We start from the raw sequence: 23,281 nt of genomic DNA, 5'->3' as shown, positions 1-23,281 counted from the left end.
GCGCTCCCATCGTTTGACACCAGTTCTGCAAACGGTAAGCCAGTTACCACGCCGGGCGGCCGGTTTCAGGTAACGGCCATGTTCAGCGCGACACCACCGAGCACGAATGTCACCAGGCAGAGCCCGAACGTCGATGCGGCGAACGGCCAGCCGCGGCGCCGCCGCGCCAACTGCACGATCGTGACGACCAGTCCCGCCGCCCCGATCGCGGCGGCGATCAGCACCGCGTTGAACACCGCGTCGACGGCGCCCTCCTCGCTGCAGGATTCCGGCGGGCAGTGGTCGAGGAACGCCAACGAGAAGAATCCGAGCACCGCGGCCGTCGCGATCATCGCCACGGTCAATACGAGTGCGGTGATCGACACCGCCAGATCCACGCCGGAGACCGACCGCCGCGGGAGCGGCGCGGGACAGCTCGACTGGGTCATGACGGTGGATGCTATCGGCGCGGTGATCCGGTTTCCCACCGAAAGCCACCGAAAGCCCTTGTGTTGGGCGATCATGGCGCTAACCCGTCCGGAGCGAGGAGGCAGCGGTGGACAGCACGATGCAGGACTTCCCACTGACGGTGACCGCGATCCTGCGGCACGGCACGGGTTGGTACTCGCACCGCAAGGCCATCACCGCGACAGCGGACGGCTACCGGGAGATCAGCTACGGCGAACTGGGTACCCGGGTGGCGCAGCTGGCGCACGGCCTACGCGGGCTCGGGGTGACCGCGGGGCAGCGGGTCGCCACATTCATGTGGAACAACCAGGAGCACCTCGAGACCTATTTCGCCGCACCGTGTATGGGCGCGGTGCTGCACACCCTCAACATCCGGCTCGCCGGGGACCAGATCGCGTTCATCGCGAACCAGGCCGAGGATTCGGTTGTGCTGGTGGATGTCTCACTGGTTCCGTTGTTCGCTCCGATCCTGCCGAAGCTGGACACCGTCCACACGGTGGTCGCGGTCGGCGACGGTGACGTGGAACCGCTGCGCAGCGCGGGCAAGACCGTCCTGCGTTACGACGAGCTGCTCGCGGGGCAGCCGCTCACCTACGACTGGCCCGATCTGGACGAGAAAAACGCTGCGGCAATGTGTTACACGAGTGGCACCACGGGCAACCCGAAGGGGGTCGTCTACAGCCACCGGTCGACGTTCCTGCATTCGATGGCGGTGTGCTCGGCCAACAACATCGGGCTGGTCGACGGCGACCGGGTGCTGCCGGTGGTGCCGAGGTTCCACGCCAACGCGTGGGGTCAGCCGTACGCCGCGGTGATGGCGGGCGCGGATCTGCTGCTGCCCGACCGCTTCCTGCAGGCGGCCCCGTTGGTCGAGATGATCGAACGCCACCGCCCGACGGTGGCCGGTGCGGTGCCGACCATCTGGAACGACGTGCTGAAACACCTGCACGACAACCCCGGTCGGGACATCTCGTCGTTGCGGACGGTGTGCTGCGGCGGTTCGGCCGTCCCGCTGGGCATGATGAAGGAGTATCAGGAGCGCTACGGCGTGGTCATCAAGCAGGGATGGGGGATGACCGAGACGTCCCCGCTGGCGGCGCTGGCCGCCCCGCCGCCGGAGGCCACCGGCGACGAGCACTGGGCGCTGCGCGCGGCCGCGGGCCGGGTGCTGTGCGGGGTGGAGATCCGGATCGTCGACGACGACGGCGCTGTGCTGCCCAACGACGGAAAAGCGGTGGGCGAGATCGAGATCCGCGGTCCGTGGATCACGGGCTCCTACTATCAGAACGCCGACGCCGAGAAGTTCGACTCGGGGTGGTTGCGCACCGGTGATGTCGGCAGAATCGATCCGCAGGGGTTCATCACGCTGACCGACCGCGCCAAGGACGTCATCAAGTCCGGCGGGGAGTGGATCTCCTCGGTGGAGCTGGAGCTGACGCTGATGGAGCACCCGGCGGTGTTCGAGGCGGCGGTCGTCGCGGTGCCCGACGACCGCTGGCAGGAACGTCCGCTGGCCGCGGTGGTGACCGCCGCCGACACCGAGGTCAGCGCCGCGGAGCTGCGAAAGCACCTCAGCGACAGGGTTGCCCGCTTCTGGTTGCCGGAGCGCTGGACCTTCATCGACGAGGTGCCCAAGACCAGCGTCGGCAAGTTCGACAAGAAGCTGCTGCGCGCCCGCTACGCCGACGGGGAGTTCCGCGTCGTCGAGTGCCGTGACTAGGTCCGGGCCGCTGTCAGCGCCCACCTGATCCCGCCGACCAGCACGCGGCCCGACAGCCGGATCAGCGTCGCCTCCACCGGCGGGAAGTAGGGCAGCAGCAATGGCGTCCGCGCCCACGGCGGCAGCATCGCCACCGACGTCGCGGCCAGCACCGCGTACGGCGCGCGTGCCGGTAGCGGCAGCGGCGGCGTCAACAGAAGGAATCGCGCGGCGTCGCGGGCGGCGGCAGTGCCGCGCAGTTCCGGGCGGTACCGGTCGAGCCGCTCGGCCAGTTCCTTCTCGCTGCGCGGCGGGTCGACGACGCCAAGCGCCTCGGCGACCCGCGCGGTATCGGCGACGTACCCGTCGCGGCCGTCCTGGTTCAGCGGCGCCTCACCGTAGAGCTGGTGCGCCAGTAGGAAACTGTCGACCTCGGCGATGTGCACCCACTCCAGCAGATGCGGGTCGGACGCGTGGTAGGCCCGGCCGTCGGCCGCCACCCCGCGCACCCGCTGATGAATCCCGCGGACCTTGTCGACCGCGCGCTGGGCGTCGGCTGCCGGACCGAACGTGGTCACCGCGAGGAAGGTGCTGGTGCGCTGCAGCCGGCCCCACGGGTCGCCGCGGTAGTCGGAGTGCTCGGCGACACCGGCCATCGCCAGCGGGTGCAGCGACTGCAGCAACAGCGCACGCAGGCCGCCGACGAACATCGACGCGTCGGCGTGCACCCGCCGGATCGGCCGGTCCTCGCCGAACCACCTGGGCCCCGGGGTGTCGTGGATACGGGCGCGGTTCGCGGGGCCCTCGGGGCCGGCAACCATGCCGAACAGGCTGCGGCCCAGGCCCTTGCGGACGTCCGCCAGATCGGGCAACACGCTCATGCCTTCACGGTACGCGCGGCCCTCGCGATGCCCGGCACCTCGGTGAAGTGCTTCGGGGAGCGCCGCGGGTGGATTACGGTAGCGACAACGCTATCGACGAAGGGAACGCGAACGCATGCGCCGACAGACACGGTTGATGAGCCTGGCCGCGGCGGTCGCGGTGCTGGCACCCCTCGTGCCCGCGGTGACGGCGACGGCGCAGGGCGGCGGCACCTTCGTGCCGTTCACCCAGACGCTGCGGCGATGCGATTTCAGCGAGACCGACTTCAACGGGCCGACCGGCTACGCCAGGGCCACCGCGGTCGTGCATTCGACCGGATCGGAGGTCAGCGTCGATGTGGAGATGAACACGGCGATCCCGAACATCCACTACGACGTGCGGGTCATTCAGGCGCCGCGCCCGGCGTCGGCGACCTGCCACGGCGGTGATCCCGGCGTCACCGCGGCGCCGATCTTCATCGACCCGGCAGGAAACGGCCGGGTCACGTTGCGTGACGGGATCGAACCCGGCGCGACCGGCGTGTGGGTGTTCATCACCCGGCCCGACGCGTTCTCGCAGAACCCGGCCGAGTTCTACACCAGCGACTTCATCGCATCGATCTAGCTGATCAGGCCGGCACGACTTCAGGCTTCAACGACTTCAGGCTTCAACGACGATGGTCAGCTCGTCGCCGTCGCGTTCCACCCGCATCCCGGCCCGGCGGGCGACCGCGGCCACCGCGGCCGCGTCGGTGGGTTCGGACCGCGTGCTCGCCAGGGCGCGCGCGAGCCGGCCCTTGTGCGCCTTGTTGAAGTGGGTCACCACCTTGCGCCGGCCGTCGGAGTCCTCGGCGATGACATCGGCGCGGACCGCCTCGGGTACCCGGCCGAGCGCCGCGTAGGAACCCGAGCGCAGGTCGACGACCAGTTCGGCGGCTGCCAGCCGCTCCAGCACCGGTTCCAGCACGGGGCGCCACCGGTTGGCCAGCGTGGGCCGGCCCGGCAGCTTCGACGTCGCCGAGAGCCGGTACGCCGGTACCGGATCGTCGGCGCGCAGCAGCCCGAACAGCGCCGATCCGACAGCCAGCCGGGCGCGGGCACGTTCGGCGGCCGCCCCGCGCAGCGAGGCCACGTCCAGCGCGTCATAGAGCACGCCGGTGTAGCGGTGAATCGCCGGCAGGGTCGGCGCGCTGAGCAGCTGCGCGTTGCGTTCGATCTCGGCGTCCTGCTTGGCCGACAGCCCGAGCGCGCTCCGGCACGCGGCCGGGTTCCGGGCCAGCTCGACCAACTCGTCGACCAGCTCACGGCGCAGGGGGCCGAGTTCGGGCGAGCTGAGCGACTTCAGGCTCAGCGGCGGTCCGTCGCCGCCGGCGCGCTTGGTCTCCGACGGCGGAAGGAGCACGATCACGCCGCAGAGGCTATCCCGGCGCTGGTTCTGCTCAGACGGGCGGCATGGGTGGCGGCGGCGCGAACGGGTCGGCCAGCGGGGGCGGCAGCGGTGCGCCCGGCGGTGGCGGCGGAGGTGGCGCGAACGGGTCGGCGGGCGGCGGAGGTGGCGGTGCGAAGGGGTCCGCCGGCGGCGGCGGGGGCGGCGGGGCCTCGTGCCCGGCCATCATGACGACCGGAGCGCCCGGGTGCATCGGCTGCTCGGGGGGCATCGGCAGGAACATGTGCTTGGTGAACTGGTCCTGGTAGGCGCCGCCACCGCCGATTTTGACGCCGCCGCCTTCGCCGGCGGAGACCGGCGTGCCGTCGGGCAGCGTGGCGGCGGTGTGGCCGCTGTTCCAGCCGACCACGAGGGCGCCGGGCTGGGTGCCGTACTGGAAGCCGCGCTCGAGCAGTTCGCTTTCGATGTTTCCGGTGTTGAAGCGGTCGCCGTAGACGGGGCGGCCGGTCGCTGCATTAGTCACCCATGACACCAGGCCGGAGCAGTCCGTACCCGCGGGGGAGTCCCCGCCGGACACGTACGGGGTGCCCGACACCTGGTTGACAAGCGTCAAAAGTGTGGCGATAGCAAACATGCGGCGGGACGTTAACAGAGTCGCTTTGACGCCTCCAAAATCTGTGACAGCGGCCACAGCCTGCGCGTTCTATTGCGCATTTCACGAAAATACCTGCACAGTCTCGCGTTTCGGAGGAAGGCAGCAACACCGAATACCAAACTCGAAAAGGTCGTCACGGCAATCGAATTGCCGGTGGTGCGCAGTGGTGGAGCACGAAATCATCTGAAAGACGGACGATTACGAGCGGGATCGTCGAAGACGCGGGCGGCACTCAGCCGTACGCCAGCAGCAACGGAACCGCTTGTTCAGCGAAGGTCAGGGAGCCGTGGTGCCCGATCAGCGAAGATTCGAGCGGTTCGACCGACCGTCGGACCATGGCCGCGGACCCCCGCGCGGCGGCGATCACGTCGCCGATCCGGGGCAGCACGGCGTCGCTGACCCGCTCACCGAACCACCCGGCCTGCACCGCCTCGTCACGTGGCAGCACCCAGGCGAGTTCGCCGAGTTCGGCGCGCCAGGCGGCGAGCACGTCGGCCTCGGCGCCGTCCTCTATATAGAGGTGTCGGGCGCGCGGTTCGCCGCCGATTTCCCGCACGCCCTCGCGCAGGCTCGGCGTGGTGTCGATGTCGACGCTGTCCTGTGGCTGCACGGCGACCATGCCGTGGTCGGCGACCACCGCGAGCAGTCCGCCCGACGGCAGCGCCTCGACCACCGATTCGACGAGGCGGTCGATCTGGCGCAGCTGCATCCGCCACTGCGGCGACCCGGGTCCGTGCAGGTGCCCCATCATGTCGAGCTCACTGTGGTAGCCGTAGCAGAATCCCTTGTCCGACAGGGTGTCCCGCGCACCGGCCGCCAGATCGCCCAGGGCGTGGACACCGACGTAGCGCCCGCCGCGCAGGACGGCCCTGGTCAGACCGGAACCGGCGAACTCGGCGCCGGAGATCACGCTGACCGCGACGCCGGCGGCGGCCGCACGCTCGAACGTCGTCGGCATCGGTTGGACGTCCTCGGGAACGACGGTGCCGCGCAGATCCTCGCCCCACGGGTGCGGACGCCACCGCAGCGCGTTGACCACCCCGGCGTCGGCCATCCGGAAGGAGTAGCCGACGAACCCGTGCTCACCGGACCGGCAGCCGGTGCCGATCGCGGCGAGACCCGCCGCGGTCGTCGAGGGGAACCCGACCTGCAGGGTCTGCCCGCGCAGCCCGGCCAGCACCGGGGCGTCGGCGGCATAGGTGTCGAGCAGTTCGGCGCCGAGCCCGTCGATCAGCAGCACGCAGGCCCCGGCGATGTCGCCGCGCAGCGCGATGCGGGGTTCGAAGCCGTCGGCACCCATCGCCGCCAGCACCGACGGCACCACGTCGGCGAGGTGCGCGAGGTCTGGATCGGGGGCGGGCAGGTCCACGATGCCGAGCCTGCCACAGCACCACGCCGCCAACTGATTGATGCGGCAACGACGTGCACACACGAGCTGTCCTCGCGAAGTTCGATGGATCGCGATAGCCGCCTGCCTCGCGCAGCCGACCATTGACAGGCAGCCAGATAGCTGCCTATTGTCGATCATGCAGCCAATCAGCTGCATGAAGAGATGGTGGAGATGGACGCGGTCTTCAAGGCGCTGGCCGACCCCAACCGGCGCCTGCTGCTCGACAGCCTCAACGAACGCAACGGTCAGACGCTGCGCGACCTGTGCTCACGGCTGTCGATGGCCCGCCAATCGGTCAGCAAGCACCTGGCCGTGCTCGAGGAGGCCAATCTCATCGCCACCGTGTGGCGGGGGCGCGAGAAATTGCACTACCTCAACGCCGAGCCGATCAACGCGATCGCCGACCGCTGGATCAATCAGTACGACCGCGCGCGCGTGCAGACGCTCGCGGACCTCAAGACCGCATTGGAGAGCCCACCGATGGACAGCAGCCCCGAGTTCGTCTACACCACCTACATCCGCACCACGCCGGAACGCCTGTGGCAGGCCATCACCGACCCGGCCTTCTCGAACCGCTATATGGGCCACGCCGTCGTGTCGGACTGGCAGAAAGGTTCCACCTACGTGTGGGCCGACCGCAGCGGCCTCGAGATCGAACACCCCGAACAGGTGATCCTCGAATCGGATCCGTACCGGCGCCTCGCCTTCACGTTCCACACGTTCGTGCCCGAACTGGTCCAGCTCGGTCTCGACGAGGAGACCATCGCCAAGGCCGCCGGCGAGCGCCGCTCCAAGGTCACCTTCGAGATCGAACCCGTCGAGGAGGACCAGGTGAAGCTGACCGTAACCCACGACGACTTTCCGGCGGAAAGTACTGTGCGAGGCCTTATTTCGGGCGGATGGCCTTGGAAGCTGGCCAACCTCAAGAGTGAGCTGGAGGCGGCATGACCGCGATGCGCACACCACCCGTCGTCTCTGAGCAGGAGTGGATGGACGCGTGGCAGGAGATGCTGATCAAAGAGAAAGAGGTCATGCGCGCCCGCGACGCACTCGCCGCGCAGCGCCGCCGGATGCCGTGGCTGGCGGTGCACAGAGACTACGAGTTCGACGGTCCCGACGGCAGGGTCAACCTGCTCGACCTGTTCGATGGCCGGCGCCAACTGATCATCTACCGGGCGTTCATCGAAGAAGGCACCGGCGACTGGCCCGCACACGGTTGTCCGGGATGCTCGCTGATGGCCGACCACGTCCCGAACCTGGCGCACCTCAACGCCCGCGACACCACGTTCGTCTACGTGTCTCGGGCGTCACAGGCTGACCTCGAGCGCATGAAGGCGAAGATGGGCTGGCGGCACCCCTGGTACACGATCACCGACGGTTTCGACGCCGACTTCGGAGTCCGGGACTGGCACGGCACCAACGCCTTCATCCGCGACGACGAGAACCGGATCTACCGCACGTATTTCGTCAACGGCCGCGGCGACGAGACCTTCGTCAACACGTGGAATCTCCTCGACATCACCGCGCTCGGCCGGCAGGAGAACTGGGAGGACTCGCCCCCGGGGTACCCGCAGGACCCACCGTACGAATGGTGGACGTGGAACGACTCGTATGCCGAGCACCGGCCGTGGCGCTGGTTCGGCGACCCCGACCCGGACGACCCCGACGACCAACGCCCGCCCCACCCGTAACCTCGAGGCGCCGAGATCTGCGCGAGGGTCGCGATTCTCGACGATCGGCGACCTTCCCGCAGAAATCGCGAGCCCACTGGTCACGCCGGCACGGTCGACAGGGCTTGCGCAACGCACCGCGCCCACCGGTCGTCGTCGACGACGGCCCACGCGGTGTCCCCGCCGAACGCGCTGGAGATCACCAGGTCCGGCGACACCGTGCCCAGCAGCGCAACGGAATTGCGCAACTCGGCGGCACTACCGCGCCCGGGCGGCAGGAACGTCGACCAGGTCCCCTCCCGGGTCAGGAACATGGTGTCGCCGGTGAACAGATACCGCTCGTCGGCGGCGCCGGTGACGAGATAGCTTGTGCTGCCATCGGAATGACCCGGGGTGGGCAGCACCTCGACACCGTTGTCGTCGACATATCGCTCGTAGCCGAGCGCGACGTCGATCGCGGCGTGACGGGTGATCGCCTCGGCTTCGGCGGCGGGGGCGTGCAGCCGGGACCCGAACCGCTCGGCAATCCGGGACAGGTTGGGGCCGGCTTCGTCCAGGTGCGACAGGTACTGCGCGCTGATGCCGCCGAGCGCCTCGATGGCGTCGAAGTCGGCTTCGGTCGCCGGACTGTAGAACAGCACGTTGCCGCGCGGGCCGCGCCACAGGTAGGCGTGGGTCGTCAGACCGGGAAACGGGGTGTCCAACCGCGTCTGCCACAGATCGTCACGCAATTGGAGCAGCTTCTGTGTCGTTGATGTCGTCATGCGTCGACTCTGCATCCTCAACCATTGTTGAGGTCAAGCGATTCGCCGGCAATCGACGCCGCGGGGTGTCACGATGGTCCGATGACACCTCTGCAGACGGCAGCGACGACGGCGGCCGCGATGCTCGTCGCGTCGATCATGTTCGCGCCCAACGCCGCCGCGGTCTGCTACAGCGCCGACTGCGTCCCGAACGTGGCACGCAACGTCGTCGGCGGAGCACCGTGCTCACCGGGCAAGTACTTCAACTACGGACTCGGCGCGGGCGGGGAGACGTACGTGTGCAACAAGACCGGTGTCTGGACGGCGGCCGGGCCGCTGGTCGGTGTCTACAACGTCGCGATGGACTGCCCCGAGCGGGACCTGTCGGCCCAGGGTTCCGACGGCGTCGCGTTCTTCTGCGCCGACATGGGCGGCGGCCATCTGCGCTGGGCGCACCGCGTCGACACCTTGGAGTGACCTACAAAACGGCGGCGATGCGGGCGGCGACGTCGTCGGCGACCTCCAGGGTGGCCGCATCTACCGCCGGCGAATAGCGGTCGGCGCCCGGGTCGTACGTCGCCCCGGCGATCGACCCGTGGTCGGCGGCCAACACCACGCAGTCGACCGGCCACGAGTTGCGGGTGAGCACCGCGGCGAAATCCCCGCTGGCGTCGGCGGGAATCACGTCGTCGTCGGCGCCGTGCAGCAACGTGAACGGTGTCGGCGTCCCGCTCAGAGACGACGGCAGCGGCCCCGCGGAGATCGGGTCGCGCACCATGAAGGCGCCTGCGAGGCAGACGGTGTGGGCGACGTCGACGCCGATCTGCGCCGCCTGGAACGTCAGGCCGGCCGCGGCCAGTCCGCCCATCGACCAGCCCACCAGCACCAGCGGACGGCCATCGCAGCGTTCGGCGGCGAACCGGGCCGACGCCACCAGGTCGGCGCGACCGCCGTCGTCGGCGTGTGAGTCCCAGTCGGCGAGGACCACCGTCGCTCCGTGCCGGTGCACCCGTTCGGCCAGCGGGCGCATCGCCGCCCGCGAGTCGGTCTGCGCGCCGTGCCACATCATCACGGTCGACTGGGAGATGTCGCCGTAGATGTCGGCGGCGCGGCCGGGGGAGTACTCGACGGTGTCCACGACTCTAAGGTGCCCCGCCCGCGGCCCGGTCAACCACGGCGGGCGTACTTGTCGGCGAACCGTTTCAGGATCTTTGGCGGATACCGCACATCCCATTGCCGCGCAGCAGTTTTCAGCGACTCGGCGGATTCCGGCGGAAAGTAGCCGTGATTCTTGTAGACGTTGATGCGGGTGATCAGCCCGTCGAGGTCGAGTTCGGGGTGGAACTGGGTGGCGTACACGTTGCGCCCGACCCGGAACGCCTGCACCGGACAGTCGGGTGACGACGCGAGCCGCACCGCCTCGGCGGGCAGCGACGAAGCCCCCTCCTTGTGCCCGCCGTATGCGTCGAAAACATCCGGGACATCGGCGAACAGGTCGTCGTCGCGGCCCTCGGCGGTGACGGTGACGCTGACCCCGCCCACCGGTTCGGGGTAGGTGCGGTCGATCCGGGCGCCGATCACGCTGCCCAGCGTGCCGACGCCGTAACAGCATCCGAGGAACGGGAAATCCTCGTCGACGATCCGCGCCAGCAGGTCGAGCAGCTCGGCCTCGGCACGCCGCTGCGTCTGCGACTTGGCGTCGGCGAGGTCGCTGACGTTGTACGGACCACCGCCGAGGATGACCCCCGAGTAGTCCGCCAGATCGATGCGGCCCAACGGTTCGTGCGTCAACCGGATGCGGTGCATACCCGCGGTGTCGACGCCGGCGAACCGCATCATCGCCCGGTACTCGTCGTCGGCGGCCTCGTCCTCACCACGGATGGACAGCAACAGAAACGGCGCAGAACGCGCGACACCCCGCGAGCCCGATGAGCCCGCGGGGTGCCGCATTTCGTTGCTTGCGATCAGTCCAGATCGAACCGGTCGTTGTTCATCACCTTGACCCAGGCAGCGACGAAGTCCTCGACGAACTTGTCCTTGCTGTCGTCCTGCGCGTAGACCTCGGCGATGCCGCGCAGCACCGAGTTCGAGCCGAACACCAGGTCGTTGGCGGTGGCCGTCCACCGGGTTTCACCGGTGACCCGGTCGCGGCCCTCGTAGACGTTCTCCTGGTTCTCCGACGGCTTCCACTGCGTGCGCATGTCGAGCAGGTTGACGAAGAAGTCGTTGCTCAACACGCCCGGCCGGTCGGTGAACACGCCGTGCTTGACGCCGCCGTGGTTGACGTTGAGCACCCGCAGACCGCCAAGCAGAGCGGTCAGCTCCGGAGCCGTCAGGTCGAGCATGTAGGCCCGCTCCACCAGCTGCTGCTCCAGCGGGTTCTTCTCGCCGGGGCGGAAGAAGTTGCGGAAGCCGTCGACCCGCGGTTCGAGCACCGCGAACGACTCCACATCCGTCTGCTCCTGAGAGGCGTCGGTGCGGCCCGGCGCGAAGTGCACGTCGATCTCGTAACCCGCGTCACGAGCGGCCTTCTCGACGGCCGCCGAGCCACCGAGCACGATGATGTCGGCCAGCGACACCTTCTTGCCTCCGGTGGCCGAGGCGTTGAACTCCTGCTGAACGCGCTCGAGCACGGGCAGCACCTTCGCCAGTTCGGCCGGCTCGTTGGCCTCCCAGCTCCGCTGCGGCTCCAGCCGCACCCGGGCGCCGTTGGCGCCGCCGCGCTTGTCGGTGCCGCGGTAGCTGCCCGCCGACGCCCACGCCGTCTTGATCAGCTGCTGCACGGTCAGGCCGGAATCGAGCAGCTTGCTCTTGAGCTGCGCGATGTCCTGCTCGTCGATCAACGCGTGATCGACCGCCGGGACCGGGTCCTGCCACAGCTGCGGCTCGGCGATCCACGGACCGAGGTAGCGGCTGATCGGCCCCATGTCGCGGTGCATCAGCTTGTACCAGGCCTTGGCGAAGGCCTCGTTGAGCTCCTCGGGGTGATCGAGCCAGCGGCGGGTGATCTTGCCGTAGATCGGGTCCTCCCGCATCGAGATGTCGGTGACGAGCATCGTCGGCTTGCGCGGCGGCCCGCCGAACGGATCGGGGATGATCGCCTCGGCGTCCTTGGCCTCGAACTGCCAGGCGCCGGCCGGGCTCTTGGTCAGCTCGTACTCGTAGCCGTAGAGGTTCTGCAGGAACGCGTTGCTCCACTGCGAGTTCGTGCCGGTCCAGATGACCTCGAGACCGCTGGTGACGGTGTCGTTGCCGTTGCCGGAACCGAACGGGCACTTCCACCCCAGGCCCTGTTCCTCGATCGGGGCACCTTCGGGCTCGGGCCCGACGTTCACGTCCGCGGCGCCGTGGGTCTTGCCCAGGGTGTGGCCACCGACGATCAGAGCGGCGGTCTCCTCGTCGTTCATCGCCATGCGGCCGAACGTCTCGCGGATGTCGTGGGCCGCGGCCAACGGATCCGGCTTTCCTTCGGGGCCCTCGGGGTTGACGTAGATCAGACCCATGGTGGTGGCGCCGAACGGCTCAGCCAGCTTGCGCTCGCTGTCGTTGGTCCCGTTGTAGCGCTTGTCGGTGCCCAGCCAGGTGTCCTCCTGGCCCCACAGCATCTCCTCGGGCTCCCAGATGTCCTCGCGACCGAACGCGAAGCCGGCCGTCTCGAAGCCGGACTGCTCGAGTGCGGCGTTGCCGGCGTAGGCGATCAGGTCGGCCCAGGAGATCTTGTTGCCGTACTTCTGCTTGATCGGCCACAGCAGTCGCCGGGCCTTGTCCAGGTTGGCGTTGTCGGGCCAGCTGTTCAGCGGGGCGAAACGTTGAGAACCCTGGCCGGCGCCGCCACGTCCGTCGAAGATGCGGTAGGTGCCTGCGGCGTGCCAGCTCATCCGGACGAACAGGCCGGCGTAGTTGCCGTAGTCGGCCGGCCACCAGTCCTGCGAGGTGCGGATGAGCTCGATGACGTCGCGCTTGAACGCCTCGACGTCCAGCTTCTTGAACTCTTCGGCGTAGTTGAAGTCCGGCCCGAGCGGATTGCCCTTCTCGTTCTGCCTGTGCAGGACCGACACGTCGACCTGCTCCGGCCACCAGTCACGGTTGGTCAGTGGAGCGTGCGCCTTCGGCTCCGGCGAGTCGATCGCCGGGTTCTCGCTCTCGCTTTTACTCGCTGTCTTGGAGTCGGCGTGCGGGGGGCGAGCATCGGATGTATCAGATGACACAGCGTTCCTTCCGGTGGGTTGTTTGGGCTGTGATCACGGGTGTGATCGGGAAACTTCGGTGTCGGGTTGCGCGACGCAGTCCGGGCACAGGCCCCAGTAGATGACCTCGGCCTCGTCGAGGACGAACCCGTCGAGCGCGCCGTCGGTGTCCGATGGCGTCAGGCACGGCGCCTCGCCGAACGCGCAGTCGACGTCGGCGATGACTCCGCAGGAGCGGCACACGACGTGGTGGTGGTTGTCGCCGACGCGCGATTCGTACCGCGCGAGCGACCCCGAGGGCTGGATGCGGCGCACCAGCCCGGCGCTGGTGAGCGCGGCGAGCACGTCGTAGACGGCCTGGCGGGACACGTCGGGCAGGTTGACCCGGACGGCACCCACGATGGTCTCGGTTTCGGCGTGCGGATTACCGTAGACCGCCTCGAGCACCGCGAGCCGCGGACGCGTGACGCGGAGATCGGCAGCGCGTAGCTGCTCCGCGTAGTCAGGTGGCAAGGGCACGCTGACAATATGCTCTGTTTTCTGGAATCAGTCAAGACTGTCTCGCGGGCGTGTCCGCACCACGGTCTGGAGATGAGCATCGCCGGAATCGCGGGCTGACAAGGTTTTTCGCTGAAACACAGCGGATTCACAGCGGTGTGGGACATGCCGGATCCGATGTCCCGCTGGTACTCTTCGGAACCTGCTGGGCCCGGCGGTCGGGGAGTGGACCGGGGCCGTCGGCATGTTCGGAACGAAACCGTCACGCAAGTTCGCGAAGAGAGTGTTGTGCGCACCGGAGAAATCAAAGCCCTGTCCGGCTTGCGCATCGTCGCCGCGGTTTGGGTGGTGCTGTTTCACTTCCGTCCGCTTCTCGAGCAGGCGGCGCCGGGCTTCCGGTCGGCGCTGGCCCCGGTGCTCAATTGCGGCGCGCAGGGCGTCGACCTGTTCTTCATGCTCAGCGGATTCGTGCTGACGTGGAACTACCTCGACCGGATGGGCTCGTCGTTCGAGTGGCGGGCGACGCTGCGCTTCCTGTGGCTGCGGCTGGCCCGGGTGTGGCCGGTCTACCTGGTGACGATGCACCTCGCCGCGCTGTGGATCATCTTCACCCTGCACGTCGGGCACGTCCCGTCGGAGGGCGCGGAGTCGCTGACCGCGATGAACTATCTGCGCCAGCTGTTCATGGTCCAGTTGTGGGTCGTGCCGTACTTCGACGGGTCCAGCTGGAACGGGCCGGCCTGGTCGATCAGCGCCGAGTGGTTGGCGTACCTGTTGTTCGGCGCGCTGGTGCTGGTGATCTTCCGGATCGCGCGCTCCACCCGGGCCCGCGGGCTGATCGTGCTGGCGTTCGTCGCGACGCTGCCGCCGATCATGCTGCTGTTGGCGACCGGGTTGTTCTATACGCCGTGGAGTTGGCTGCCGCGCATCGTCATGCAGTTCACCGCCGGTGCGCTGGTGTGCGCCGCGGTCCGCAAACTGCAACCCGGCGACCGGGCAAGGCGCACCGCCGGCGTCGCAGCGCTGCTCATCGGCGCGGCCATCGTGGCGATCCTGTACTGGCTCGATGCGCATCCGATGCCCAAGGTGCTCGACAGCGCCGGGTTGGTCGACATCCTGTTCGTCCCGCTGCTGCTGACCCTGGCGATCGGCACCGGAAGCCTGCCGTGGCTGCTGTCACTGCGACCGGTGGTCTATCTGGGCCACATCTCGTTCAGCCTCTACATGGTCCACGAGTTGGTGCACACCAGCTGGGACTGGATGGTCGAGCAATTCGAGTTGAGCCTGACACCCGACCTGGGCGGCAAGCTCATAATGGTTGCGTTGCTTGGCGTCGCGCTGCTCGGCGCGGTCGTGCTGTACCACTTCGTCGAGGAGCCCGCCCGGATATGGATGCGCAGCATGATGAGCGCCAGCAGCGGTTCGACACCGGCGAAGGGCACACTGACCACCCTGCACGACGCGAAGGACGAACGCGCACACGTGGTTTCGGCGCGCGCCGGCTGATCTGTCTGACCGCGGTGCTGGCCTTCGCGGTGGTGACGGTGCTGGCCGGTGCGCAGCGGACGCCGGTGCAGCACCGGGACGTCGTGGCCCTGCAGTACACGGTGAACCGGATCGCGGTGATCGGTGACTCGTATACGACCGGCGGGGAGCTGGGCGGGCTCGGCGCCAGCGGCTGGCCCGCACAGGCCTGGCGGATGCTCGCCGCCCAGGGCATCGCCACCAGCGCGGACGTCGGCGCCGAGGGCGGCGCGGGCTACGGCGTCCGGGGCAACGGCGGCAGCCTGTTCGAAGACCTGACCGCGCGCACGGTCAAGCCCGACGACCGGCTGGTCGTGTTCTTCGGATCGCGCAATGACCAGCACGTCGACCCCACGCAGTTCACGATCCTGGTGTACGGCACGTTTCAGCTGGCGCGGCGGCTCGCCCCGTCGGCCGACTTCCTGGTGATCGGCCCGCCCTGGCCGACCGCCGACGTGCCCGGCACCGTCGTGCGGATCCGCGACACCCTGCGCTACCAGGCCCGGCTGGCGGGCGCGACGTTCATCGACCCGATCGCGCTCGGCTGGTTCGTCGGCAAACCGGAGTTGATCGGCTCCGACGGCGTGCACCCCACCGACGCCGGCCACACCTACATGGCGGAAAAGATCGCCCCGCTGATCGGCGCGCAATTGCCGCGTCGCATCTGATCGGTTCTATCGTTTCGATCGTGACTCTCGGCGCACGCCTGTACCGCCTGCTGACCCCGGTGATGTCGCTGCGGGTCATCGTGATCGTGGCGGCCCTGTCGGTGGTGGCGCTGGTGCTCATCCTCGGCGCCTGGGTGTGGTTCGGCGTCACCAACGACCAGTACAGCCAGTTGGACCGGCGACTGGACTCGGTCAGCAGCCTCGGCGACATCAGCACGCTGCTGCGCACCGCCCAGCAGGATCCGGTGGAGCAGCCGGTGCCCGACGGCGGCCTGGTGCGCACCGCGCGGGTGGACGGCATCACCGTCTCCATCCCGCGCGACATCGTGCTGCCGCAGTTCGACGTCGGCTACACCGACACCACCATCGACGGCGTCCAGTACCGGGTCCGCACCTTCAACGCCGGCGACACGTCGATCGCGATCGGCGCACCGCTGGCCGAGACCCAGCGCCGCATCGACGAGCTGCACCGGCGGGTGCTGCTGATCTGCGCGGGCGTCATCGTCGGCACCGTCATCGTCGGATCGGTGATGTGGTCGATCATGATCAACCCGTTCCGGGTGCTGGCGCAGCAGGCCCGCGCGATCAACGCCCAGTCCAAGCCCGAAGAGGTGCAGGTGCGCGGCGTGCAGGAGGCCGTCGAGATCGCCGAAGCGGTCGAGGGGATGCTCGCCCGCATCGGCGACGAACAGCAGCGCACCCGCGCAGCGCTCGAGTCGGCCCGCGACTTCGCCGCGGTGGCGTCGCACGAACTGCGCACTCCGCTGACCGCGATGCGCACCAACCTCGAGGTGCTCTCCACGCTGCAGATGCGCGACGACCAACGCCAGGAGGTCATCGCCGACGTCATGCGTACGCAGAGCCGCATCGAGGCGACGCTGACCGCGCTGGAGCGGCTCGCGCAGGGCGAACTGACCACCGTCGACGACTTCGTTCCCGTCGACATCACCGATCTGCTCGACCGCGCCGCTCACGACGCGATGCGCAACCACCCCGGGCTGCGGGTGTCACTGGGGTCGTCGACCACCGTGCTCACCGTCGGGCTCCCGGCAGGCCTGCGCCTGGTCGTCGACAACGCGATCACCAACGCGATCAAGCACGGCGGCGCCACCGAAATCCGGCTCGGGACAGAGAGTTCCGGTGCCGGCGTGACGATCACCGTCGACGACAACGGCAGCGGCATCCCCGAAGAGGAACGGGCCGCGGTCTTCGAGCGGTTCTCCCGCGGTTCGACCGCCGCGCGGTCCGGTTCCGGGCTGGGGCTGGCCCTGGTGGCCCAGCAGGCCGAACTGCACGGCGGCACCGCCACGATCGAGGCGAGCCCGCTCGGCGGCGCGCGGCTGGTGTTGCGACTGCCCGCGCCGAGCTGAGGTGGCTACCATCCGGCCATGGCGAAACTCGAGCTGGCACGCGAACTGGCGCTGAGCCCGGACGATGCGTGGGCACATGTCTCGGACCTCAACTCGCTCGGCGACTGGATGGTGATGCACGAGGGGTGGCGGGGTGAGGTGCCCGACGAGTTGACGGTCGGCACCCGGATCGTCGGGGTAGCCGGCGCCAAGGGACTGCGCAACCGGGTCACCTGGACCATCAAGCAGTTCGACCCGCCCAAACTGATCGAGGTGACCGGCTCCGGTGTCGGCGGCACCAAATACGGGTTGACGATGAAGGTGGCGCCCACGCAGACGGGTAGCGCATTCACCTTGATCCTCAACCTCGGCGGCCCGCCGCTGTTCGGCCCGATCGGTTCGGCCGCGGCCCGTGCGGTCAAGGGCGACATCGACCGATCGATCCGCAGGTTCGAAGAGCTCTACGGGTAGGCCCGGGACGCCGTAAGCCTCAGTCCTCCTTGCGGATCAAGCGGCCGAGCGCCTCGCGGTCGGAGGCCAGCAGCTCGTCGATGCGGGACTGGTTGACGTCGGCCACGATGATCTCGCCGACCTCCTGGTAGACGTCGCTGAAGATGCCATGCGATTTCATCTTCTCGGTCTGGTAGATGTTGTCCTCCGTCGGCGTGACGTAGTAGACGATCTCGGCCTTGAACCGGTGGATCAACCAAAGGTGGACAACGCTCATCAGCCGCTTCTGCCGCAGCTTCTCGGCGAACGTGTTCTGGTCGCGCACGGTCAGGATGCTGCGGCCGTGCCGGTCCTTGATCGGGTCGACGATGACGTTGGCCAGCTTCTCGTCCTCACCCTCGCCGCGCTCGCCGTAGATCCCGAGTTCCAGCACATCGCTGCCGGGGCGGGTGGGGAACAGCTGCACCCGCAGCCTCTCGTCGAGCTGGTAGTGCTCGCCCCACAGCGCCAGCCATTCCTCGAGCAGTTTCTTGGGCACCTCGGTCTGCACCAGATGCTGATGCTGCGTCGAGCCCTTACCCATCGCCTTGGTGGTCGCCAAGCGACCCGAGGACGCGGCCAGCGCGGCGTCGCTGCGCGGTCCGCCGACCAGGGTCTGCGGTGTGCGGTAGGGCGATTCGACGAGCCGCATCTTGCGCTGCAGCCGCGCCAACGCGAGCATGCCGTCCTGCTGCAGCGCCGAGGCGAACTCCTCGGAGGCGACACCGTCGACCTGGTGCCCGCCGTAGGTGATGAAGTTGAACACGAAGCCCAGCTTGCCGAGTTCGGTTGGGAAGGCCCGCATCTCGTCGTCGCTCATGCCGGTGGTGTCCCAGTTGAACGACGGCGACAGGTTGTAGGCCAGCATCTGGTCGGGGAACTCGGCGTGGATGGCCTCGGCGAACTCGCGGGCGTCGGCGAGGTCGGCGGTCTTGGTCTCCATCCACAGGATGTCGGCGAACGGCGCGGCGGCCAGCGACTTGGCGATGGCGTACGGGATCCCACCGCGCACCTGGTAATAACCCTCGGGGGTCTTGGCCAGTTCGCAGTCCCACCCGACCGCGGCCCCGATCTCGCGGGCCTTCTCGCGCGCGGTGTACAGCGGGGCCCGCTGCGCGAACTCGCGCCAGTCGGCGACGCTCATGTCGAGTTGTTCGCCCTCGCTCTCGCGGAACTCGAGCAGTTCGGCCACCGCCTCGCCGTAGGTCATCAGCCCGGCGTCGACCTGCCAGGCGTCGACGAACTTCGATTCCACGCCGTCGAAGATCTCGTCGATCGCCTGGTCGGGACGGTCCTGATATTCGGCGGCGGCCCGCGTTACCGCGTCGCCGATGCCGTGATGGTCCAGCCAGGCGTCAGCGGTGGCGTACTCGCCCTCGGGCAGCGCGTAGAGCAGGTGGCCGTTGAGCTCACGCACCCCGGCTTCGAAGAAGCGCCGCATCATCGCCAGGTAGCAGGACTTGTACGACGGGATCCGCAGGTTGGTCACCCCGAGCAGGAACGGCTGGTCACGTTCGTCGGCGCGGCTGTCGATCAGGTTGGCGGCCTCGGCGTCAGTGCGCGCGACGATGATGCCCGGCACCCGCATGATGTCGAGCTGGAAGCGGGCGGTGTTGAGCCGTTTGATCTGCTCGTCGGACGGAACCAGCACCTTGCCGCCCTGGTGGCCGCATTTCTTGGTGCCCGGACGCTGGTCCTCGATGTGGTAACCGGGCACGCCGGCCTCGACGAAGCGGCGAATGAGGTTGCGCACGTGCGGGTCTCCGCCGTGCCCGGTGTCGGCGTCGGCGATGATGAACGGACGGAAGTCGACGGCGGGGGTGGCCGCGCGCTGCTTCTCCGACATCTGCAGCCGCAGGTACTGCTGGTTACGGTCGGCGGTGAGCAGGGCGCGGACCAGGCCGGCGGCCTCTTCGGGCACTTGGCTGAGCGGGTAGCTGGCCAGGTCGGGGCCGGGGTCCTCGGTCGTGGACCCCTTGGCCGAGGTCGCCCAGCCGCCGAGGTAGATCCCCTCGATGCCCATCCGCTTCATCGTCACGGCCTGCCCGGGCGAGTACGGCCCGAATGTGGTGATGCTCTTCTTCTGGGCGAACAGTTCACGCAACCGCCCGTAGAAGGCGGTGGCCGCCTCGCGCGCGACGCTGTAATCCGACGGGATCGTGCCGCGCTGCTCGACGACCTGGCGGGCCGAGTACAGCCGGATGATGCCGTTGAACCGCTCGCTGTCGAAGTACTGCTGGGTGGCGTCGACCTCCCGCTCGAACGGGGTTTGTGGTGCGGCGTCCGTTTCGATGATGGCCATGGATCCACAGTACGACCCGGTATTCGCCGAGAACGGCGTTATCAGCAGGGCCGTGTGCGCCAGGTGCGGGGAGCGGTGCCGTGGACGCGCCGGAACAGCCGGCTGAAGTACCCCGGGTCGGCGATGCCGACGCGGCGCGCGACTTCGGCGATCGGCAGATCGGTCTCGGCGAGCAGGCGTCGGCTCTCGGTCATCCGGCGCTCGGTGATCCAGTCCTGCACGGTGCGGCCCGTGCGACGGCGCACGATCGTGGTGAGATGCCCGGGGGTGATGCCGACGTCGGCGGCCACGTCGCGCAGCGACAGCGGTTGGTCCAACCGGCGGTCGATCACCGCGAACACCTCGGCGAGCAACGGCTCACCGGAATGCCGCAGGTCGCCGACCACGTCGTCGGCCACCCGGGCCAGGTCGATGAGCAGCAGGGTCAGGTGGGCCAGCGCCGCCTGCCGGTAGCCGTCGCGACGCTCGGTCAGTTCGGCTTCGATCGAGGCGATCGCCGTCTGCCAGGGCTGGAGGCGTTCGCCGGGCAGCCGCAACTCGAGCATCCCGCCGGCTTCGCCGTGCACGAACGGAAACAGCAGCGGATGCTCGCGCCACGTCGGCCGCGCGCCGTCGGAGGCCAGCGCGGCCGGGTCGAAGTACACACCGATGCCGTCGGATCGGTCGACGCGACCGGGGTCGAGCACCTCACCGGCGGCCGCCACGAACACCGTCGCCGCGCCGGGGACGAACCACAGCGCCGGGAAGTCGTGGATGTGGCGGCCCCGGTCGCGTACCTCGTCGTGCGCCGCGCGCACCACCGCTACCGGCGGGGTGCCCGGCCCGCTCGGGTAACCGTAGATCGGCACGCCGTCACGGTGCCGCACCAACCGGGATGCCAACGCCATGTACCCGAAGATAGTCCCAGTTTCTCCGACGATCACCCAACAATGTTTTCTTACAGCGCTTCACCATGGCGGTATGACCAAATATCATCCTGCTACGCACCACGTCTATCTGCCTGCCGCGGGCCACGACCTGTTCCTGCCGGGCTACGACCTGCTGACCCGCGTATTCGGCTTCAACCGGGCCTACCGGACACTGATCGACCAGGCCGGGCTGCGACCCGGCCTGTCGGTTCTCGAGGTCGGTTGCGGCACCGGCAATCTCATCGTCGGCGCGCGGCGCGCCGAGCACGGCATCCGCGGGGTCGGGTGCGATCCGGACCCGCGCGCGCTGGCCCGCGCCGAACGCAAGGCGCGCAGCTTGTCCGGGCTCACCTTCGACCGGGCCTACGCGCAGGAACTTCCCTACGGCGACGGTGAGTTCGACCGGGTGTTGTCGTCGATGATGTGGCATCACCTCGATGAGAACGTCAAACCCGCGGCGGCTCAGGAGTTCTTCCGGGTGTTGCGCCCGGGTGGCAGCCTGCATCTGGTGGACATCGGCGGCGAGGTCGGCGACGACGGGGGCGTACTCGCACGGCGGATCCGGCGCAGTGCCCACGCCGCGGGCAACCTCGGCGACGCCATCCCGCGACGGTTAAGCGAAGCGGGCTTCGAGTGCCGGCAGGTCGGCACCCGCAGGATCCGCCTGGTCGGACCCGTCGCGTTCTTCCGGGCCATCCGCCCGGAGTGAGCGTCAACGCACCGGGTTCTCCAGCACGGCCAGGCCGCCGCCGAGCTCGCAGCGCACCACATCTCCAGGCGAAATAGCTACGGCGCCAGGTGTTCCCGTCGACAGGATGTCGCCGGGGTGGAACGGCATCACCTGGCTGTGGAAGCTGAGCAGTTCGGCGGGGGAGAACGTCATACCCGCGACGGTGTCCTTGCGGTGCAGTGCGCCGTTGTGGATGGTGGCGACCTGCAGGTCTTGCAGTGGGCCGTGCGCGAGCACTTCGTCGAGGGTGATGAGCTCGGGGCCGAACGAGAAGAACGTCGGGTAGTTCTTGACCCGCGTCAGGTAGCGCGGGTTTTCCATCAGCACCGATTCGGCGGTCTGGTCGAGGACCGGCACCACGCCGGCGACGTAGTCCAGTGCGTCGTCCACGCCGACCCGGTAGCACGGGCGGCCGATGACCAGTCCGAGTTCGGCTTCGGCGGTGACCTTCCCGATTCCGGGCGGCACCACGATCGGCTGCCCGGGACCGACGATGGTGTGGTCGCCCTTGAGGAACGACGCCGGTGAGGTACGGGGGGCCTGCTCGCCGAGATCGCCGGCGTGCGCGCCGTAGTTCAGCCCGATACCGAGGATCTTGCGCGGCCGGGTCCACGGCGCGAGCACCGTCGCCGCACCGACGCAGTCCTCGTCGGGCACCGCAGCGTCGACCGCCGACGCCAGCTCGCCGAGACGCTCGGACTCCAACAGCGCCAACAGGTCTCGCGGCCCGTCGGTGAGCATCCGATCCACCCGCGCATAGCGGCCGTCGGCAAGCGCGACGCAGGCCGCGGGGCCGTCGGGCAATTGGACGGTACGTAAACGCATACGCCTCCCTCAGTGGACGCCGCGGATCAGACCGCCGTCGACCCGCACGACAGAACCGGTGATGTAAGAAGCTCTTTCGCTGCACAGGAACACCGCGGCGTCGGCGTACTCCTCGGGTCGGCCGTAGCGGCCGAGCGCCATAGTCGCGGCGCTCTCGGCCATCACGTCGTCGGCGGTGCGGCCTTCGCGTTCGGCGCGCTTGCTGTCGAGGGAGCGGGTCCGGCCGGTTTCGATCCGGCCGGGGACGATGACGTTCGCGGTCACCCCGTCGCGGCCGACTTCGTCGGACACCGTCTTCGACCACGCATGCAGGCTGGCGCGCAGTGTGTTCGACAGCCCGAGGTTGGGGATCGGTGTGTGCGCACCCGAGGACGTGGAGGTCAGGATGCGGCCCCAACCCCGCTGCCGCATACCGGGAAGCACGCGGTCGGTCAGCGCGATCACCGACAGCACCATCTGTTCGAAGCTGCGGCGCCAGGTGTCGGTGTCCTGTCCGGACGCGGGGGTCGGCGGTGGGCCGCCGGTGTTGTTGACGAGGATGTCGACCGGGCCGAGGGCGCGTTCGACCTCGCTGACGTTGGGGTCGATGCGATCCAGCTCGGCCAGGTCCCACACCAGCGGTAGCGCCTTGGCGCCGGCGTCCTGTACGCGCGCCGCGGTGGCGGCCACGCGGTCAGCGGATCGGCCGGCGACCGCGACGTTGGCACCCTCGCCGGCGAGTCGCACCGCGATCGCGCCGCCAAGGCCGCCGCTGGCACCGAGCACCAGGGCGGTTCGTCCGGCGATTCCGAGATCCATTGTCGTGCTCCTTTATCGGCTGGCGGGGGCGGGCAGGGTGGCGAGATGGTGTTCGAGCAGCGGCACCAACGTGGCCCACACGTCGCGGGCGGCGCGAAAACCACTGTCCCGGAACGCGTTGAGCACCGCGGCCAGAGGTGGAGTCACAGTTC

25 protein-coding genes are annotated in these 23,281 nt (G+C 68.8%); 10 read left to right on the top strand and 15 right to left on the bottom strand.

Features of this window, described 5'->3' with window-relative positions; genetic code table 11:
• Window positions 1-65 precede the first annotated feature (65 nt).
• Entirely contained in the window at window positions 66-428 is a 363-nt protein-coding gene (locus tag BHQ18_RS10625; RefSeq protein ID WP_069413646.1) for a hypothetical protein, read from the bottom strand.
• A gap of 107 nt (window positions 429-535) precedes the next feature.
• Between BHQ18_RS10625 and BHQ18_RS10620 the strand changes: the two genes are divergently transcribed.
• Entirely contained in the window at window positions 536-2,167 is a 1,632-nt protein-coding gene (locus tag BHQ18_RS10620; protein WP_069413547.1) for a fatty acid--CoA ligase, read from the top strand.
• On the opposite strand, the gene BHQ18_RS10615 is transcribed toward BHQ18_RS10620, so the two are convergent.
• A complete protein-coding gene (locus BHQ18_RS10615) occupies window positions 2,164-3,027 on the bottom strand; it encodes an oxygenase MpaB family protein (protein ID WP_069413546.1) in 864 nt (287 codons plus the stop codon). The two genes, BHQ18_RS10620 and BHQ18_RS10615, sit on opposite strands and share 4 nt — an antisense overlap.
• A 115-nt stretch (window positions 3,028-3,142) precedes the next feature.
• Between BHQ18_RS10615 and BHQ18_RS10610 the strand changes: the two genes are divergently transcribed.
• The gene (locus BHQ18_RS10610) at window positions 3,143-3,631 is read left to right on the top strand and encodes a hypothetical protein (RefSeq protein WP_069413545.1); all 489 of its coding nucleotides are present in this window, start codon (window positions 3,143-3,145) and stop codon (window positions 3,629-3,631) included.
• A 36-nt stretch (window positions 3,632-3,667) separates the two neighbouring features.
• Here the strand turns inward: BHQ18_RS10610 and yaaA are convergent, their stop codons facing one another.
• The 3 genes from yaaA to BHQ18_RS10595 all read right to left on the bottom strand — a co-directional run bounded on the left by yaaA (window position 3,668) and on the right by BHQ18_RS10595 (window position 6,417).
• Window positions 3,668-4,414: a peroxide stress protein YaaA gene (gene yaaA, locus BHQ18_RS10605; protein ID WP_069413544.1), complete on the bottom strand. Its 747-nt coding sequence runs from the start codon at window positions 4,412-4,414 to the stop codon at window positions 3,668-3,670.
• 31 nt (window positions 4,415-4,445) lie between these two features.
• Window positions 4,446-5,027, bottom strand: coding sequence for an NlpC/P60 family protein (locus BHQ18_RS10600; protein ID WP_069413543.1), 582 nt, complete (start codon window positions 5,025-5,027; stop codon window positions 4,446-4,448).
• Window positions 5,028-5,280: 253 nt separating this feature from the next.
• Window positions 5,281-6,417, bottom strand: coding sequence for an alkaline phosphatase family protein (locus BHQ18_RS10595; protein WP_069413542.1), 1,137 nt, complete (start codon window positions 6,415-6,417; stop codon window positions 5,281-5,283).
• Between the two features lie 192 nt (window positions 6,418-6,609).
• Between BHQ18_RS10595 and BHQ18_RS10590 the strand changes: the two genes are divergently transcribed.
• Together BHQ18_RS10590 and BHQ18_RS10585 are read left to right on the top strand one after the other, a co-directional pair.
• Complete coding sequence (locus tag BHQ18_RS10590) at window positions 6,610-7,386, top strand: ArsR/SmtB family transcription factor (RefSeq protein WP_069413645.1); 777 nt, start codon at window positions 6,610-6,612, stop codon at window positions 7,384-7,386.
• A 5-nt stretch (window positions 7,387-7,391) separates the two neighbouring features.
• Window positions 7,392-8,129, top strand: a complete 738-nt coding sequence (locus tag BHQ18_RS10585; RefSeq protein WP_069413644.1) for a DUF899 domain-containing protein — start codon at window positions 7,392-7,394, stop codon at window positions 8,127-8,129.
• Between the two features lie 80 nt (window positions 8,130-8,209).
• On the opposite strand, the gene BHQ18_RS10580 is transcribed toward BHQ18_RS10585, so the two are convergent.
• On the bottom strand, window positions 8,210-8,872 hold the full coding sequence (locus BHQ18_RS10580) for an MBL fold metallo-hydrolase (protein WP_069413541.1): 663 nt from the start codon (window positions 8,870-8,872) through the stop codon (window positions 8,210-8,212).
• Window positions 8,873-8,953: 81 nt separating this feature from the next.
• On the opposite strand from BHQ18_RS10580, the gene BHQ18_RS10575 reads away from it, so the two are divergent.
• Window positions 8,954-9,328, top strand: a complete 375-nt coding sequence (locus BHQ18_RS10575; RefSeq protein WP_069413540.1) for a hypothetical protein — start codon at window positions 8,954-8,956, stop codon at window positions 9,326-9,328.
• 1 nt (window position 9,329) lies between these two features.
• Here the strand turns inward: BHQ18_RS10575 and BHQ18_RS10570 are convergent, their stop codons facing one another.
• The 4 genes from BHQ18_RS10570 to BHQ18_RS10555 are packed head-to-tail and all read right to left on the bottom strand — an operon-like array spanning window position 9,330 to window position 13,557.
• Window positions 9,330-9,989 carry an alpha/beta hydrolase gene (locus BHQ18_RS10570; protein WP_069413539.1) on the bottom strand — a complete coding sequence of 220 codons (660 nt, stop codon included), beginning with the start codon at window positions 9,987-9,989 and terminating at the stop codon, window positions 9,330-9,332.
• 29 nt (window positions 9,990-10,018) lie between these two features.
• Window positions 10,019-10,801 carry a glutamine amidotransferase gene (locus tag BHQ18_RS10565; protein ID WP_069413538.1) on the bottom strand — a complete coding sequence of 261 codons (783 nt, stop codon included), beginning with the start codon at window positions 10,799-10,801 and terminating at the stop codon, window positions 10,019-10,021.
• A 14-nt stretch (window positions 10,802-10,815) separates the two neighbouring features.
• Window positions 10,816-13,059, bottom strand: a complete 2,244-nt coding sequence (gene katG, locus BHQ18_RS10560) for a catalase/peroxidase HPI (protein ID WP_069413537.1) — start codon at window positions 13,057-13,059, stop codon at window positions 10,816-10,818.
• Window positions 13,060-13,092: 33 nt separating this feature from the next.
• Entirely contained in the window at window positions 13,093-13,557 is a 465-nt protein-coding gene (locus BHQ18_RS10555) for a Fur family transcriptional regulator (RefSeq protein ID WP_069413536.1), read from the bottom strand.
• A 267-nt stretch (window positions 13,558-13,824) separates the two neighbouring features.
• On the opposite strand from BHQ18_RS10555, the gene BHQ18_RS10550 reads away from it, so the two are divergent.
• The 4 genes from BHQ18_RS10550 to BHQ18_RS10535 all read left to right on the top strand — a co-directional run bounded on the left by BHQ18_RS10550 (window position 13,825) and on the right by BHQ18_RS10535 (window position 17,548).
• On the top strand, window positions 13,825-15,042 hold the full coding sequence (locus BHQ18_RS10550) for an acyltransferase family protein (RefSeq protein ID WP_069413535.1): 1,218 nt from the start codon (window positions 13,825-13,827) through the stop codon (window positions 15,040-15,042).
• Window positions 15,043-15,056: 14 nt separating this feature from the next.
• Window positions 15,057-15,728, top strand: coding sequence for an Rv0518 family GDSL lipase (locus BHQ18_RS10545; RefSeq protein WP_234794142.1), 672 nt, complete (start codon window positions 15,057-15,059; stop codon window positions 15,726-15,728).
• 62 nt (window positions 15,729-15,790) lie between these two features.
• Entirely contained in the window at window positions 15,791-17,098 is a 1,308-nt protein-coding gene (locus BHQ18_RS10540; RefSeq protein ID WP_084294015.1) for a sensor histidine kinase, read from the top strand.
• Window positions 17,099-17,116: 18 nt separating this feature from the next.
• Window positions 17,117-17,548 carry a type II toxin-antitoxin system Rv0910 family toxin gene (locus BHQ18_RS10535; protein ID WP_069413533.1) on the top strand — a complete coding sequence of 144 codons (432 nt, stop codon included), beginning with the start codon at window positions 17,117-17,119 and terminating at the stop codon, window positions 17,546-17,548.
• Between the two features lie 19 nt (window positions 17,549-17,567).
• On the opposite strand, the gene aceA is transcribed toward BHQ18_RS10535, so the two are convergent.
• Entirely contained in the window at window positions 17,568-19,868 is a 2,301-nt protein-coding gene (aceA, locus tag BHQ18_RS10530; protein WP_069413532.1) for an isocitrate lyase ICL2, read from the bottom strand.
• A gap of 41 nt (window positions 19,869-19,909) precedes the next feature.
• Window positions 19,910-20,755: a helix-turn-helix transcriptional regulator gene (locus BHQ18_RS10525; RefSeq protein WP_069413531.1), complete on the bottom strand. Its 846-nt coding sequence runs from the start codon at window positions 20,753-20,755 to the stop codon at window positions 19,910-19,912.
• A gap of 73 nt (window positions 20,756-20,828) precedes the next feature.
• On the opposite strand from BHQ18_RS10525, the gene BHQ18_RS10520 reads away from it, so the two are divergent.
• Entirely contained in the window at window positions 20,829-21,485 is a 657-nt protein-coding gene (locus BHQ18_RS10520; RefSeq protein WP_069413530.1) for a class I SAM-dependent methyltransferase, read from the top strand.
• 3 nt (window positions 21,486-21,488) lie between these two features.
• Here BHQ18_RS10520 and BHQ18_RS10515 read toward each other — a convergent pair whose 3' ends face one another.
• Genes BHQ18_RS10515 through BHQ18_RS30740 form a run of 3 tightly spaced genes read right to left on the bottom strand, consistent with a single transcriptional unit; the run spans window position 21,489 to window position 23,276 of the window.
• On the bottom strand, window positions 21,489-22,331 hold the full coding sequence (locus BHQ18_RS10515; RefSeq protein ID WP_069413529.1) for a fumarylacetoacetate hydrolase family protein: 843 nt from the start codon (window positions 22,329-22,331) through the stop codon (window positions 21,489-21,491).
• Window positions 22,332-22,340: 9 nt separating this feature from the next.
• Window positions 22,341-23,129, bottom strand: coding sequence for an SDR family oxidoreductase (locus BHQ18_RS10510; RefSeq protein WP_069413528.1), 789 nt, complete (start codon window positions 23,127-23,129; stop codon window positions 22,341-22,343).
• 12 nt (window positions 23,130-23,141) lie between these two features.
• Entirely contained in the window at window positions 23,142-23,276 is a 135-nt protein-coding gene (locus tag BHQ18_RS30740; protein WP_264010143.1) for a hypothetical protein, read from the bottom strand.
• Window positions 23,277-23,281: the final 5 nt, after the last annotated feature.

Source organism: Mycolicibacterium flavescens, assembly GCF_001722335.1.
Classification (GTDB): Bacteria; Actinomycetota; Actinomycetes; order Mycobacteriales; family Mycobacteriaceae; genus Mycobacterium; species Mycobacterium flavescens.
The sequence above is the reverse complement of the archived record's forward strand: the minus strand, read 5'-3'. Positions and strand labels throughout refer to the sequence as shown.

Bases quoted from the DNA above. Each gene is read 5' to 3' on its own strand.
- BHQ18_RS10575 (WP_069413540.1), top strand. From the start codon at position 8,954: ATGACACCTCTGCAGACGGCAGCGACGACGGCGGCCGCGATGCTCGTC.
- BHQ18_RS10565 (WP_069413538.1), bottom strand. From the start codon at position 10,801: ATGCGGCACCCCGCGGGCTCATCGGGCTCGCGGGGTGTCGCGCGTTCT.
- BHQ18_RS10610 (WP_069413545.1), top strand. From the start codon at position 3,143: ATGCGCCGACAGACACGGTTGATGAGCCTGGCCGCGGCGGTCGCGGTG.
- BHQ18_RS10535 (WP_069413533.1), top strand. From the start codon at position 17,117: ATGGCGAAACTCGAGCTGGCACGCGAACTGGCGCTGAGCCCGGACGAT.
- BHQ18_RS10615 (WP_069413546.1), bottom strand. From the start codon at position 3,027: ATGAGCGTGTTGCCCGATCTGGCGGACGTCCGCAAGGGCCTGGGCCGC.
- aceA (WP_069413532.1), bottom strand. From the start codon at position 19,868: ATGGCCATCATCGAAACGGACGCCGCACCACAAACCCCGTTCGAGCGG.
- BHQ18_RS10525 (WP_069413531.1), bottom strand. From the start codon at position 20,755: ATGGCGTTGGCATCCCGGTTGGTGCGGCACCGTGACGGCGTGCCGATC.
- BHQ18_RS10600 (WP_069413543.1), bottom strand. From the start codon at position 5,027: ATGTTTGCTATCGCCACACTTTTGACGCTTGTCAACCAGGTGTCGGGC.
- BHQ18_RS10580 (WP_069413541.1), bottom strand. From the start codon at position 8,872: ATGACGACATCAACGACACAGAAGCTGCTCCAATTGCGTGACGATCTG.
- BHQ18_RS10590 (WP_069413645.1), top strand. From the start codon at position 6,610: ATGGACGCGGTCTTCAAGGCGCTGGCCGACCCCAACCGGCGCCTGCTG.
- BHQ18_RS10510 (WP_069413528.1), bottom strand. From the start codon at position 23,129: ATGGATCTCGGAATCGCCGGACGAACCGCCCTGGTGCTCGGTGCCAGC.
- BHQ18_RS10585 (WP_069413644.1), top strand. From the start codon at position 7,392: ATGCGCACACCACCCGTCGTCTCTGAGCAGGAGTGGATGGACGCGTGG.
- BHQ18_RS10625 (WP_069413646.1), bottom strand. From the start codon at position 428: ATGACCCAGTCGAGCTGTCCCGCGCCGCTCCCGCGGCGGTCGGTCTCC.
- BHQ18_RS10520 (WP_069413530.1), top strand. From the start codon at position 20,829: ATGACCAAATATCATCCTGCTACGCACCACGTCTATCTGCCTGCCGCG.
- BHQ18_RS10515 (WP_069413529.1), bottom strand. From the start codon at position 22,331: ATGCGTTTACGTACCGTCCAATTGCCCGACGGCCCCGCGGCCTGCGTC.
- BHQ18_RS10540 (WP_084294015.1), top strand. From the start codon at position 15,791: ATGTCGCTGCGGGTCATCGTGATCGTGGCGGCCCTGTCGGTGGTGGCG.